At 71.0% G+C, this 13,094-nt stretch carries 12 protein-coding genes; 8 read left to right on the top strand and 4 right to left on the bottom strand.

The annotated features are described in order from the left end of the window. Window positions 1–46: 46 nt before the first annotated feature. Both ACFFQA_RS37050 and ACFFQA_RS37045 read right to left on the bottom strand, forming a co-directional pair. A complete protein-coding gene (locus tag ACFFQA_RS37050) occupies window positions 47–2,164 on the bottom strand; it encodes a serine/threonine-protein kinase (protein ID WP_377862480.1) in 2,118 nt (705 codons plus the stop codon). A gap of 160 nt (window positions 2,165–2,324) precedes the next feature. Further along, window positions 2,325–3,362, bottom strand: coding sequence for a terpene synthase family protein (locus ACFFQA_RS37045; protein ID WP_377862479.1), 1,038 nt, complete (start codon window positions 3,360–3,362; stop codon window positions 2,325–2,327). 263 nt (window positions 3,363–3,625) lie between these two features. Here ACFFQA_RS37045 and ACFFQA_RS37040 point away from each other — a divergent pair, with 263 nt between their 5' ends. From ACFFQA_RS37040 to ACFFQA_RS37005, 8 genes are all read left to right on the top strand, one after another. After that, a complete protein-coding gene (locus tag ACFFQA_RS37040) occupies window positions 3,626–4,714 on the top strand; it encodes an ABC transporter substrate-binding protein (RefSeq protein WP_377862478.1) in 1,089 nt (362 codons plus the stop codon). Window positions 4,715–4,724: 10 nt separating this feature from the next. Next, complete coding sequence (locus ACFFQA_RS37035; protein ID WP_377862477.1) at window positions 4,725–6,266, top strand: sugar ABC transporter ATP-binding protein; 1,542 nt, start codon at window positions 4,725–4,727, stop codon at window positions 6,264–6,266. A 111-nt stretch (window positions 6,267–6,377) separates the two neighbouring features. Continuing rightward, the gene (locus ACFFQA_RS37030) at window positions 6,378–7,322 is read left to right on the top strand and encodes an ABC transporter permease (protein WP_377862516.1); all 945 of its coding nucleotides are present in this window, start codon (window positions 6,378–6,380) and stop codon (window positions 7,320–7,322) included. Next, the gene (locus ACFFQA_RS37025) at window positions 7,319–8,293 is read left to right on the top strand and encodes an ABC transporter permease (protein WP_377862476.1); all 975 of its coding nucleotides are present in this window, start codon (window positions 7,319–7,321) and stop codon (window positions 8,291–8,293) included. The genes ACFFQA_RS37030 and ACFFQA_RS37025 overlap by 4 nt, the downstream gene beginning before the upstream one ends. 106 nt (window positions 8,294–8,399) lie before the next feature. Then, window positions 8,400–9,053: a peptidoglycan recognition protein family protein gene (locus tag ACFFQA_RS37020; RefSeq protein ID WP_377862475.1), complete on the top strand. Its 654-nt coding sequence runs from the start codon at window positions 8,400–8,402 to the stop codon at window positions 9,051–9,053. Window positions 9,054–9,067: 14 nt separating this feature from the next. Next, entirely contained in the window at window positions 9,068–9,730 is a 663-nt protein-coding gene (locus tag ACFFQA_RS37015; protein ID WP_377862474.1) for a peptidoglycan recognition protein family protein, read from the top strand. Between the two features lie 42 nt (window positions 9,731–9,772). Then, complete coding sequence (locus tag ACFFQA_RS37010) at window positions 9,773–10,375, top strand: TetR/AcrR family transcriptional regulator (RefSeq protein WP_377862473.1); 603 nt, start codon at window positions 9,773–9,775, stop codon at window positions 10,373–10,375. 49 nt (window positions 10,376–10,424) lie between these two features. Further along, on the top strand, window positions 10,425–11,309 hold the full coding sequence (locus ACFFQA_RS37005) for an LLM class F420-dependent oxidoreductase (RefSeq protein WP_377862472.1): 885 nt from the start codon (window positions 10,425–10,427) through the stop codon (window positions 11,307–11,309). Between the two features lie 449 nt (window positions 11,310–11,758). Here the strand turns inward: ACFFQA_RS37005 and ACFFQA_RS37000 are convergent, their stop codons facing one another. After that, the gene (locus ACFFQA_RS37000; protein WP_377862471.1) at window positions 11,759–12,631 is read right to left on the bottom strand and encodes a spermidine synthase; all 873 of its coding nucleotides are present in this window, start codon (window positions 12,629–12,631) and stop codon (window positions 11,759–11,761) included. Beyond that, entirely contained in the window at window positions 12,628–13,059 is a 432-nt protein-coding gene (gene speD, locus ACFFQA_RS36995) for an adenosylmethionine decarboxylase (RefSeq protein ID WP_377862470.1), read from the bottom strand. The genes ACFFQA_RS37000 and speD overlap by 4 nt, the downstream gene beginning before the upstream one ends. Window positions 13,060–13,094 lie beyond the last annotated feature (35 nt).

The raw sequence follows: 13,094 nt of genomic DNA, 5'->3' as shown, positions 1-13,094 counted from the left end.
GGCGGAGTGGTGCCGGGGTGGGGCTCCGGAGCAGCGCGGGGGTGGGTCAGAACTTGCGGGTGGGGGCGGGGCCCCGGTTTCCCGGGAGGGGTGGGCGTCGGTGGTCGTCCACGCGCTTGGTCTCCTCCCCCAGCGGGGACTTGCCCGGGGTCTGCTGCGGCGGGCGGGCGGCCTTGCCCAGCTGGGACTTGTGGATCATCGTCGTGACCGGGCCGTCCTGCTTGAAACCGCCGCGGTTGAGCCAGGTGCCGACCTCGCGCTCGATGGTGGCGAGGGTCGGCCTGCGGGACGGGTCGGGCTGCAGGGCCGCCGCGAGCATGCCGCGGTGCGCGCTGCCCTCCGGCAGGTGCAGCTCCCCGCCGCCGCGGGCCGCCGCCAGCAGCGCCGAGGCCGGGTCGCCCTGGTCACCGCGCGGGGGCTGGCCGCTGAGCGCGTAGTTGATGGTCGCCGCCAGCTGCCAGGCGTCCGAGGCCGGGCTGGCGCTCTTGCCAGCAGCCACCTCCGGGGCGATGAAGTCCGGGGTGCCCAGCATGAAGCCCGCGGCGGTGAGGGTGGAGTCGCCGCGCTTGCGGGCGATGCCGAAGTCGATCAGGTGCGCGATGGCGCTGTCGTCGACGATGACGTTGGAGGGCTTCATGTCGCGGTGCAGCACGCCCTTGGTGTGGGCGGCGCCGAGCGCGCCCGCCATGGTGACCCACAGCCGGGCCGCCATCACGTCGTCGAGCAGGCCGTCCTCCTTGATCACGTCGCTGAGCGAGCGGCCCTCGATGTACTCCATCACGATGGCCAGCCCCTCCCCCTCGTTGACCAGGTCGTAGACCCGGACGCAGTTGGGGTGCCGGATCGAGGCCAGTGCGCGGGCCTCGCGCAGCATGCGCTCCTCGGCCTCGGCGTCGGGGGCGTGCGCGAGCTTGATCGCCACGGTGCGGCCGAGGTTGGTGTCCATGGCCAGCCAGACCTTGCCGAAGCCGCCTTCGCCGAGCTGGCGGATGCGCCGGAAGCGCCCGCCCGCCTGCGGCATCTCCGACTTGCCCGAGCCCGCCATCCCCGCGGCGGCGGCCATGGCCGCGGCCCCGGCCGCCATGCCCATCGAGGCCGGGACGCCCGACGGGCCGGACGGCGGTGGGCCGCCGAGGGCGAAGGGCAGCGGGCCGGGGGTGTTGGCGAGCTTGCCGGGACCGCCGGGTGGCGGGCCCTCGGGCGGCATCGGCGGGCGGCCGGCACCGGGGCCGGGGTAGGGCGGCTGCGGGGAGTGCTGCACCGGCTGCAGGTCCACCCTGGTCGGCGGGTGCTGCTGCTGGTTGCGCTGGACCTGCTGCTCGACCCTGGTGGGCGCGGGAGCCTGCTGGGGCCGCGCTGGGGGGATGGCCCGGTGGTCCACCTTGTTGTCCACTCCGTCTTCTGCTGGTGCGGACTTCGCGTCGGGTCTTGCCGACCGAAGCTCGGGAGAACGATCTTCCCGTGCCGCCTCCCTGCGCGCGCGGGCGGCATCCGACGCGCGGTCGATCGCGCGCTGGCCGGGCCCGCCGATCAGCCAGATCAGGATCGGTCCGACGATCGCGGCGAGCAGGAACCCGCCCCAGAGGAAGCCCATCGCACCGGCCTTCTTGCTGAGAGTGAGAAAGAACAGAGCCGCGAAGGAGCCGGTGAACAGCCACACCGGGAACCGGGCGCCCTTGCGGAAGGCGAGCATGCCCTGCATGAACACCGACACCAGGATCAGCACCGGGATGCCGACCAGCGCCGGCCAGGCGATCCAGCTCTTCCAGCTGATGTCGGAGAGCACCGTCTGCACGCTGTTGTTGCCCAGCAGCTCGCCCTGGGACGTCGAGACGAAGCAGAAGCCCTCGTCGAGGCGGGAGGAGTCGAGGCCGCGGGAGTAGCCCGCGTGCATCGAGGCGATGACGTTGGCGGTGCCGCCGAGGGTCAGCAGCGGCAGCACCAGGGTGCTGACGACGGCGATCAGCGCGAACGGGACCAGCGTGCCCAGCGTGGTCCGGTTGCCGGTGAACTTGCGGATGATCGCGATGGTCGCCGCGCCCGCCGTCGGGAAGAAGCCGAAGAGCGCGCCGGCGGCCACCAGGGTCCACGCCCAGTCCCCAGGGCACACGTTGAACCCGAACACGTTGTGCAACGCGCCGAGCACCGACTCCAACAGCCCCACTAACGTTCCCTCCTCGAACGTGGCGCTCTTGCCCGGTATCCGTCCGCGCGACCACGCTCCGCGACGACACCACCCTATTCGTTTCGGTGACCTTCGTGTCGCGCCACCGTGAGAACTGCCGTTTAGAAGTCACCAAGAGCACATAGGACTGGGTGAACCGCTAACCGAACGGGCCGCGCGGCCCAGGTACCTTCGCGCCGGTGTCGAGCTGCTCCCACCACCACGAGACGGTTGGCACGGCAAGAGGTTCCATGCTCACGCCGCGGTCGTCGCGCCGCACCGGCGCTCCGGAGCCCGCGCGGAGGTGCCACTCGGTGTTCCCGGCGACCGCGCGGCCCACCCCGGCCAGGTACCGCCGCATCGCGGGGCCGGACAGCGGCAGCAGCTGCGCGCGCAGGCGCAGGAACAGCGCGAGCGAGCGGTCCCGCACGTCGGCCGCCGCGGCGAGGGCCTCCGGCACGGACAGCGACGGTGTGTCCACCAGCAACGCCGAGACCACGTTGAGCGCGGAGGGCTCGGTACCCCGCCGGTAGGCGAGCAGGTCGTGGTCCACCAGGGCCGCCGTCCACGCCGCCTCGGTCGCCGCGCGGGCCGCCGGGCCGTTGAGCTCCCACTCCGGCACCTCCGGCCCGAGCGACACCTCGACCTTGACGCCCATCGTCGCCGCCGCCCCGCACTGCGGCCGCAGCACCATCCACTCGGCCAGCCCCGGCCGCAGGCCGCGCTCGGCACCCGCGCGCTCGGCCGCCAGCCCCAGCCACCACGCCCGGACCGCCTCGGTGAACCGGCGCAGCTGCAACGGTGTCACCGAGCGGCGGCACCGGCGCAGCAGGTCGCGCAGCGCGTCGGCGAACGGGTCGCCGACGAGCACCGGGACCTCGGGGGCGTCGAGCACGTGACCGAATCCGACCACTCGGCCGAGGAACCGCGCCGAGCTCACCCCCTCGGCGAACCGCTCCCGGCGGAACAGCGCCGCCCAGCAGGTGTACTGCGCGACCAGCTCGGCGCGGTCGGGCAGCGCGTCGGGCACGGTGCGCGCGGCGAACTCCACCAGCTCGGCCATCCCCTCGGCGTCGCCGCCGAGCAGCCCGTGACCGTCGAGCCAGGTCAGCGTGGCGTCGGCGAGCTCGCCCGCCCTCGGGTGGAGCACGGACGGGATCGGGCAGTAGAGGCTCGGCAGCTCGAACGTCGTTGTCATGCGCGGGCCTCCTCCTCACCGGCCGGTCTTCCATCAAATCGCGCTGCTCCCCACGGTCAATCCCGTGCCTGTCGGTTCACCCGAAGTGACGCAACGTGACCAATGGTTGTCCATTTTTGTCCAGAAATGAGCGCCCATTGTCATCAATCTCATTACTTCTGCTCGCTTCAGTGGCATGCTCGCAGGCCAGGGCTGGTATTGAGAGCTAGGCCACACCGGCCGCCCGAGCTTCGACTACGCCGTTGTACGAAGGAGCCGATCGCATGAACCCCGTTTCCAGCCGCACCCGCGGCCTCAGGACGGTCACCGCGCTGGCGGCGGCGACCCTGCTCACGCTCACCGGCTGCGCCAACCCCGAGGGTGGCCCCGCCGACCCCGGCGCGAGCTCCGGCGGCGGTCAGCAGGTCACCAGAACCCAGGACGCCGGTGGCCCCGGCTGCTCCCTGCAGCAGTACGGCGTCGAGAAGATCGACCTGAGCAAGGCGGTGGTCGGCTTCTCCCAGTCGGAGAAGGAGGCCAACCCGTTCCGCATCGCCGAGACCGCCTCGATCACCGCGGAGGCGAAGAAGCTCGGAGCGCGGCTGATCACCACCAACGCCAACTCCGACCTCGGCAAGCAGATCTCCGACATCCAGAGCATGCTCGCCCAGGGCGCGCAGCTGCTGATCGTGGCGCCGCTGAACTCCGAGGGGCTTGAGCCCGCGCTGCGCGCGGCGCGCGAGAAGAAGGTCCCGGTGATCACCGTGGACCGCAAGCTGTCCTCGGCGACCGCGTGCAAGGACTACCTGACCTTCATCGGCTCCGACTTCGTCGACCAGGGCAGGCGCGCGGGCGAGGCGATGGCCAAGGTGACCGGCGGCACCGGCAAGGTCGCGATCCTGCTCGGCTCCTCCGGCAACAACGTGACCACCGACCGCACCAGCGGCTTCAAGGACTACCTCAAGGCCAGCGCGCCCGGACTGCAGATCGTCGCCGAGCAGACCGGTGACTTCGCCCGGGAGAAGGGCCAGCAGGTCACCGAGCAGCTGTTGCAGGCGAACCCGGGCATCACCGCGGTCTACGCGCAGAACGACGAGATGGCGCTCGGCGCGGTGACCGCGATCCGCTCCGCCGGCAAGAAGCCCGGCCAGGACATCAAGATCGTCTCGGTCGACGGCACCCGCAACGCGGTGGAGAGCATCGTCGCGGGCGAGATGAACGCGGTGATCGAGTCCAACCCGCGCTTCGGCCCGCTGGCGTTCCAGACCGCGCAGAAGTTCTACGGCGGCGAGTCCATCGGCTCGACCGTGATCATCCAGGACAAGTCCTACGACAGCGCCAACGCCAAGGCCGAGGTCGCGAACGCCTACTAGAGGGGGCCGTATGTCTTCCTCGGAGGACGTGCCGGAGCGGACGGCACCGGTGGTGCTGGAGGCGTCGGGGATCCGTAAGTCCTTCGCGGGTGTGCACGCCCTGCGCGGAGTCGACTTCCGGCTCCGCGCGGGCGAGGTGCACGCGCTCGTCGGTGAGAACGGAGCGGGAAAGTCCACCCTGATCAAGGTGCTGACCGGGGTGTACCAGCCGGATGACGGGCAGCTGAGCTACCTCGGCGAGCCGGTGTCCTTCACCAGGCCCGCCGCAGCGCAGGAGGCCGGGATCAGCACGGTCTACCAGGAGGTCAACCTGGTGCCGTCGATGTCGGTGGCGCACAACCTGTACCTGGGGCGGGAGCCGAGGACCCGGCTGGGGCTCGTCGACTTCCGCCGGATGCGGCGCGCGGCGGCGGAGCTGCTGACCGACCTCGGCATCGACGTCGACCCCCTGCGACTGCTGGGCACGCTCGGACTCGGTGTGCAGCAGATGGTGGCGGTGGCGCGCGCGGTCAGCACCGAGGCGCGCGTGGTGATCATGGACGAGCCGACGTCGTCGCTGGAGCCGCGCGAGGTGGAGACGCTGTTCGCGCTCATCCGCAGGCTGCACGAGCGCGACGTCGCGGTGGTCTACGTGAGCCACCGGATGGAGGAGCTGTTCCAGATCTGCGACGCCGTCACGGTGCTGCGCGACGGGCGGCTCGTCCACAGTGGACCGATGTACGAGATGACCAGGCTGGAGCTGGTCTCGACGATGCTCGGCCGGCCGCTGACCGAGGTCCGCAGGGAGGGGACGACGGCGTTCGGCGGCGAGCACGAGACCGGGTCGACCGCGCTGCTGCGGGCCACCGGGCTGTCCCGGCGCGGCGTGCTCGGCGCGGTGGAGCTGTCGGTGAAGCCGGGCGAGGTGCTCGGGCTCGGCGGGCTGCTCGGGTCCGGGCGCAGCGAGACGGTGAAGGCGTTGGTGGGCCTGCAACCCCTGGACTCCGGGGTGATCGAGGTGGACGGCCGGACGGTCCGCAAGGGCTCCCCCGCCGCCGCGATCCGGGCCGGGATCGTGCTGGTGCCGGAGGACCGCAAGGCGGAGGGCATCATCCCGCACCTGTCGGTCAGGGAGAACATCGTGCTGGCCGCGCTGCCCCGGCTCTCGCGGGCGGGCATCGTCTCCCGCGCGCGGCAGGACGAGGTGGTCGCGACGTTCATGGAACGCTTGCGCATCAAGGCATCCAGCCCGGAGCAGAAGGTCAACGAGCTCTCCGGCGGCAACCAGCAGAAGGTGATGCTGGCCCGCTGGCTGGCGATGAGCCCGAAGGTGCTCCTCCTGGACGAGCCCACCCGGGGCATCGACGTCGGCGCCAAGGCCGAGGTCCAGTCCCTTGTGGACGATCTGGCCGCGCAGGGGCTCGGCATCGTCCTGGTCTCCTCCGACCTGGAGGAGCTGGTCGAGGGCGCCGACCGCGTCGTCGTCCTCAAGGACGGCTCCTCCGTCGCCGTCGTCACCACTCCCTCGGTGGACGCCGTCATGACCGCGATCGCCGAGGAGAACGCGCCATGACGGCCATTCGCGGGCTTATGGACCCTTTCGAGGCGGAGAAACGGTCCTTTCGCGGGCTTATGGCCGTCGGGGAGCCGGAGGGTGAGCGGGATGAGTGAAGTGGTGGCGGGAATGCGGCCGGGGTCTCGGGCGCACGTGGTGGGGCTGGCGCGGGACTACGGGGTGTACGTCGCGCTGGGGTTGCTGGTGCTGGTCAACCTGGTGCTCACGCCGAACTTCCTGTCCGTGGACAACCTGCGCACGCAGGCCGTGCAGGTGGTCCCGGTGCTGGTGGTGGCGCTGGGCATGGCCCTGGTGATCGGGACCAAGGGCGTGGACCTGTCGGTGGGGTCGGTGATGGCGCTGGCCGCCGCGGTCCTGCCGCTGTACCTGGGCTACGGCCCGGTGCTGGCGGTGGTGATCTGCCTTGCGGTTGGCGCGGCGGCCGGGGTGCTCAACGGCTCGCTGGTCGCCTTCGTCGGCGTGCAGCCGATCGTGGCAACGCTGGCGCTGCTGGTCGGCGGGCGCGGCCTGGCGCTGGTGATCTCCGGCGGCCAGCTGCGCGAGGTGCGCAACCCGGAGGTCCGCGAGCTCGGCTCGGGCTCGGTGCTCGGGGTGCCGAACACGGTCCTGGTCGCGGTCGTGCTCGTCGTGGTGGTGGCGCTGCTGGTCGGCCGCACCACCTTCGGCCGCCAGCTCGTCGCGGTCGGCGGCAACCCCAAGGCGGCCGAGTTCGCCGGCCTGCCGGTGCGCCGGGTGCTGGTCGGGGTGTACGTCATCTCCGGGGTGCTCGCCGCGGTCGCGGGCGTGCTGGCGACGGCACGCCTCGGCGCGAGCGACCCGTCCCGGCTCGGCGAGCTGGTCGAGCTCTCCGCGATCACCGCCGTGGTGGTGGGCGGGACCCCGCTCACCGGCGGCCGGGTGCGGGTGCTCGGCACGGTGGCGGGCGCGGTGCTGATGCAGCTGATCACCGCGACGCTGATCAAGAACGACGTGCCGGCCTCGGTGGCGCAGATGGCGCAGGCGCTGATCATCGTGGCCGCGGTGCTGGTACAGCGGGAAAGGGGCGCGGCGTGAGCGCAGCACAGGACACCGCGGCACGGTCGGGCCGGTTGGCCGGGCTGGTGCAGCGGCACGGCGCGCTCGGCGTGCTGGTGCTGCTGCTGGTGGTCGGCGGGCTGGCCTTCGACACCTTCCTGACCGCGTACAACCTCGGCAACCTCGCCGTGCAGGCGTCCTTCCTCGCGGTGATCGCGCTCGGCATGACGATGGTGATCGTCTCCGGTGGCATCGACCTGTCCGTCGGATCGGTCTACGCGCTGTCCGGGGTGCTCGCCGCGTACGCCTCGCGCTGGGGCCCGCTGGCGGCGCTGCTGGTGCCGCTCGCGGTGGCCGCGGCGATCGGCCTGGCGCAGGGCCTGTTGGTGGGCAGGGCGAAGCTCGCCCCGTTCATCGTCACCCTCGGCGGGCTGCTGTTCGCCCGGGGACTGCTCCAGTTCATCACCACCGAGGGCAGCGAGACCTACCTGGTGCCGAGGGAGTCGGCTTTCCTCCAGCTGGGCCAGGGCACCGTGCTCGGCGTCGGCATGCCCGTGTTGATCGTGGTCGTGCTGTACCTGCTGGGTGGCACGGTGTTGCAGCGCACCAGGTTCGGCATGCGGTTGTTCGCCATCGGCGGTGGTGAGGACGCGGCGAACCTGATGGGCCTGTCCGTCACCTCCACCAAGGTCGGCGTCTACGTGCTGTCGGCGACGCTGGCCGGGCTCGCGGGCACGATGAACGCCGCGCAGCTGGGCTCCGGCGTGACCGTGATCGGGGTGGGCCTGGAGCTCAACGCGATCGCGGCCGTGGTGATCGGCGGGACGCTGCTCACCGGCGGCTCGGGCAGCGTCAGCGGCACGCTCGCGGGCGTGGCGCTGCTGTTCGTGATCCAGGACCTCATCAACCAGGTCGGCGGTTTCAACTCCAACCTCCAGGCCGTGGTCAGCGGGGCCGTGCTGGTGACCGTGGTGGTGCTGCAGACGCTGTTGTCAAGAACGAGACGGTAGGAAACGGCGGGGACGTTTCCGCTTCAAAAAGCGTGAACAAGCGAACAAGTAACGGACAAGCGATGAGAGAAAAGCTGGCAATCCCTGCTCATGTCCGGAGGTTCCGATGGAAGGCACTCCTTCGCTCGACCGCCGTTCCCTGTTCCGCACCATGGCCGGTGTCGGCGCCATCGCCGCCGCCGGGCAGCTGGTCACGGCGGGCTCCGCGCTCGCGGCGCCCGCCGCCCCGCGCATCTACAGCTGCGCGGAATGGGGCGCCAAGGCCGTCAGCGGCATCACCACGCTGAACAACAAGCCCAACCGCATTCTCGTGCACCACATGGCGAACCCCAACAGCACGGACTACAGCCAGGCGCACGCCTTCCAGGTCGCCAGGAATTGCCAGTCCGGCCACATGGGCCAGGGTTGGGCGGACACCGGCCAGCACTTCACCATCAGCAGGGGCGGCTTCATCATGGAGGGCCGCAAGGGCAGCCTTTCCACGCTCAAAGGCCGCAAGCAGATGATCAAGGCGGCGCACTGCCCCGGCTTCAACGAGAACTCCATCGGCATCGAGAACGAGGGCACCTACACCAGCGCCGTGCCCACGACGGCGCAGTGGAACGCGTTGGTCAACCTGTGCGCGTACGTCTGCTACCAGTACGGCATCCCGGCGAGCAACATCAGCGGTCACCGCGACCACTTCGCGACGGCCTGCCCCGGGAACCAGTTCTACGCCAAGCTCGCACAGCTCCGGAAAGACGTCGCGGCCAAGCTCTGAGATCGGAGATCACCATGGACGACCGTTCTCCGCTCGGCCTCGACCGCCGTTCCCTGCTGCGCGGCATCGCGGGCGCGGGCGCACTGGCGGCGGCGGGCCAGCTCCTGACGCCGGGCAGCGCGCTCGCCGCCCCCGCGACGCCGCGGATCTACAGCTGCGACGAGTGGGGCGCGCGCACCGTCAGCGGGCTGACCACGCTCAACAACAAGGCGAACCGCATCCTGGTGCACCACATCGCCAGCGCGAACAGCACGGACTACTCGCTCGCGCACGCCAAGCAGGTGGCCCGCAACGACCAGGCCGACCACATGGACAACAACGGCTGGGCGGACACCGGCCAGCACTTCACCATCAGCAGGGGCGGTTACATCATGGAGGGCCGCCACGGCAGCCTCGCGGCCCTGCGCGCCCGCAACCGGATGATCCGGGGCGCGCACTGCCCCGGCCAGAACGACAACGCGATCGGCATCGAGAACGAGGGCACCTACACCAGCGCCGACCCGCCCCAGGCGATGTGGAACGCGCTGGTGAGCATGTGCGCCTACGTCTGCTACCAGTACGGCATCCCGGCGAGCAACATCAGCGGCCACCGCGACCACTACGCGACGGCCTGTCCGGGCGAACGCTTCTACGCCAAGCTCGCGCAGCTGCGCAAGGAGGTGGCGGCCAAGCTCTGACCGGCTTGCGAATAGTGACCGCACAGTCATAAACTCGCCGCCATGACGGCGTCGCGCACGGGTCCGGGTCGTCCTCGGGAGTTCGACGAGGACGCGGTGCTCGACGCCGTCGGCGAGGCGTTCCTGCTGCGCGGCTACCACGCGACCTCGCTGACCGATCTCACCACGGCGACGGGCCTGCACCGCGGCAGTCTCTACGGTGCGTTCGGCGACAAGCACAGCCTGTTCCTGGCGGTGCTGCGCAGGCACGCCCGGCTGGCCATCGACGCGCTCGAAGCCGACCTCGCGGGTGCGGCGACCCCACTGGAGGGCATCCACGCCGTGCTCACCAGGCAGGCGCGGAAAGCTTTGCAGCAGAAGGGAAAGTGTCGCGGCTGCCTGCTCGCCAACACGACGCTGGAGATGCTGCCCGGTGACGAGCAGGTCGCCGGGGTCATCGCCGCGCACCACCGCTGGCGCGAGGACCGGCTCACCGAGGTGCTGGAGCTGGCCCGCGCCAGCGGGCAGAGCACGGCGGCCCCGTCAAGGGCGTTCGCGCGCTTCACGTGCGCGGTGGTCGAGGGGCTGTGGCAGCTCGGCCGCACCGCGTCCGACCCGCGCCAGCTCACCGAGGTGGTCGATGCGACCATGCGCGCGCTGCGCTGATTTTTTTTGCCGCAATTCATGACCGATCAGTCACTATTTGGAGGCGATGATGAAGGACCGGTTGGGCCGGGTCGGCATCTGGACGATCGCGCTGGCGTGGGGCTCCGCCGCCGAGGCCAGGGGGTTCGCGGCGGAGGCCGAGGAGCTGGGCTACGGCGCGCTGTGGTTCGGCGAGGCGCCCAGCGGCAAGGAGTCGCTGAGCAACGCGGCCGTGCTGCTCGCGGCCACCCAGCGGATCACGGTGGCGACGGGCATCTCCAACATCTGGGCGCGGGACGCGACGGCGATGCGGGCAGGCGGCGACACGCTGGCCGAGGCGTTCCCAGGCCGTTTCCTGCACGGGCTCGGCGTGAGCCACCTGGACGCGGTGTCGATGCGCGGCCACGACTACGGCAAGCCGGTCTCGACGATGCGCGCCTACCTCGACGCGATGGACGCGGTCGACTACACGGCGGCGGCTCCGGCCGAACCCACTCCGCGTGTCCTGGCGGCGTTGCGCCCCAAGATGTTGGAGCTCGCGCGGGACCGCACCGCTGGCGCCCACCCGTACTTCGTGCCGACCGAGCACACCAGGCGCGCCCGAGACGTGCTGGGCGCCGACCCGATCCTGGCACCGGAGCAGGCCGTGGTGCTGGAGACCGACCCGGTACGGGCACGGGAGATCGCCAGGGAGCACATGTCGCGCTACCTGGCGATGCCGAACTACGTGAACTCGTTGCTGTGGCTGGGTTTCACCGAGGACGACGTGGCCGGTGGCGGCAGCGACCGGCTGGTCGACGCGCTGGTCGCCTGGGGCGACGCCGACGCGATCAGCGCGCGCGTCCGCGAACACCACGACGCGGGCGCGGACCACGTCGCGGTGCAGCCGCTGGGATCGATCAGCGACGCGCGAAATCAGATCCGCGAGCTCGCCCCCGCGCTCCTGGCCGACTAACGCCGAACTCGGCTCTCTCCGAACCGGCTCGCCACCCCGAAGGACGTGTGGGCGAACAGCACGGCAGGCGCCCGTTCGGTGCCGAAACCGCCCTGCTTCGGTGCCGGAACCGCCCGCCGCCCGTTCGGTGCCCGAGCCGCCCGGCACCCCACGACACCACGCACACGACACCCCACCGAACACGACGCCCCGGAACTGCGGGCTGGCGTGGTCAGGACTCGCGTTTTGTAGGCATAGCGCGATTTGGGAGCGCTCTCTTTCGCAATAAGCCTACAAAACGTGAAAACCCGCCCGCCGAGGTCCCAGGTGCGTCGGGTGGAGGTCCCGGGTGCGTCGGGCCGAGGTGGCGGGTGCGTCGGGCCGAGGTGGCGGGTGCGTCGGGCGGGGGCTGAACGCACAACACGCCGGGCACTTGGGGGTGCCCGGCGTGTTGGGTGGAACGGGAGGGATCAGGCGTTGCGGACCAGGAACGGGGGAACCGTGTTGCCGCGCAGCGCCTCCGCGTCGATGGACTCCGGGCGGTAGCCGCACCCCGGCAGGGCGGAGATCATCTTCGCGGTCGGGTCGGCCACCACGTCGGCGCGGCCGAACAGGTAGGCCCACTCGTGCTCGTCGGAGCCGTAGTAGGCGACCGTGTCGAACACCTCGGAGAAGCGCTGCCAGGAGCGGATCAGCGTGGTGTTGCGCCACATCGTCTGGCAGCCGGCCTGGCAGATCACCACGCCGCCGGGGGCCAGCACCGAGCGCGCCATGCGGAGGAACTCCTCGCCGTAGAGGCGGTTGTGCTGCGCGTCCTCCTCGCGCTCGTCCGGCAGGTCGACCAGGACGATGTCGTACTCCTCGCCCGCCGCGACCGCGTCCACGAGGAACTGCCAGCCGTCGGTGAGGTGCAGCTTGACCGGCCCGTCACCGGCGACCGCGGCGTTGACCTCGTCGGGGGTGTAGCCGTACGGCAGGTGCTGGGCGCAGGCGCGCACGCACTCCTCGTCGATGTCCACGTGGTCGACCCGGGACGCGCCCGCCGCGACCGCCATGTGGCAGACCACGCCCTCGCTGGAGCCGACGACCAGGACGCGGTCGACCTTGTCCGCCAGCAACAGGCCGGGGACCATCAGCGCCTCGTGGTAGGTCAGCTGGCTGAACTCGGTGCTCTGCCGGTCGTTGTCGCAGAACAGGGAGACGCCCTGGGCGGTCTTGCCGATCACCACGTGCTGGAAGGCGGTGTCGCCCTCCCAGATCACGTCGTCCATCCGCCAGCGGCGGACCATGCCCTCGGCCAGCGGCTCGGTGATCCAGCGCGCGCCGTCGTCGAAGTCGCTCATCTTGTCTCCCAGGTCATGCTCGCGCCCGCGACGGCCCGCTCGCCGCCGCGGTGGATGGTCTTGGACTGCACCGCCGTCGTGCCGAGTGCCTCGGCGAGCAACCGCACCGCGAGCTCGGGCTGGGCCCGGTCCCCGCAGGTGAACACGTCGACGAACAGCGCCCCGATCTCGGGGTAGGTGTGGATGGAGGCGTGCGACTCCGACAGCAGCGCCAGCACGGTCACGCCCTGCGGGTCGAACTGCTTGGACACCACGTCGCAGACGGTGGCGCCGGCCTGGTCGAGCACGTGCTCCAGGGTTCGGCGCAGGAACAGTTCGTCGTCGAGCAGCGCCGCGTCGATGCCGTCCAACTCGGCGAGGACGTGCTGCCCGGTGAACAGACCCACGACCGGGGTCTGGGTTTGCACCGGCCCTGAGGCAGTGGACACCTACTCAACCTCCTGACTCTTCCAGCGGACTCGGG

The sequence above is a fragment of the Allokutzneria oryzae genome, from assembly GCF_042429765.1.
Classification (GTDB): domain Bacteria; phylum Actinomycetota; class Actinomycetes; order Mycobacteriales; family Pseudonocardiaceae; genus Allokutzneria; species Allokutzneria oryzae.
The sequence above is the reverse complement of the archived record's forward strand: the minus strand, read 5'-3'. Positions and strand labels throughout refer to the sequence as shown.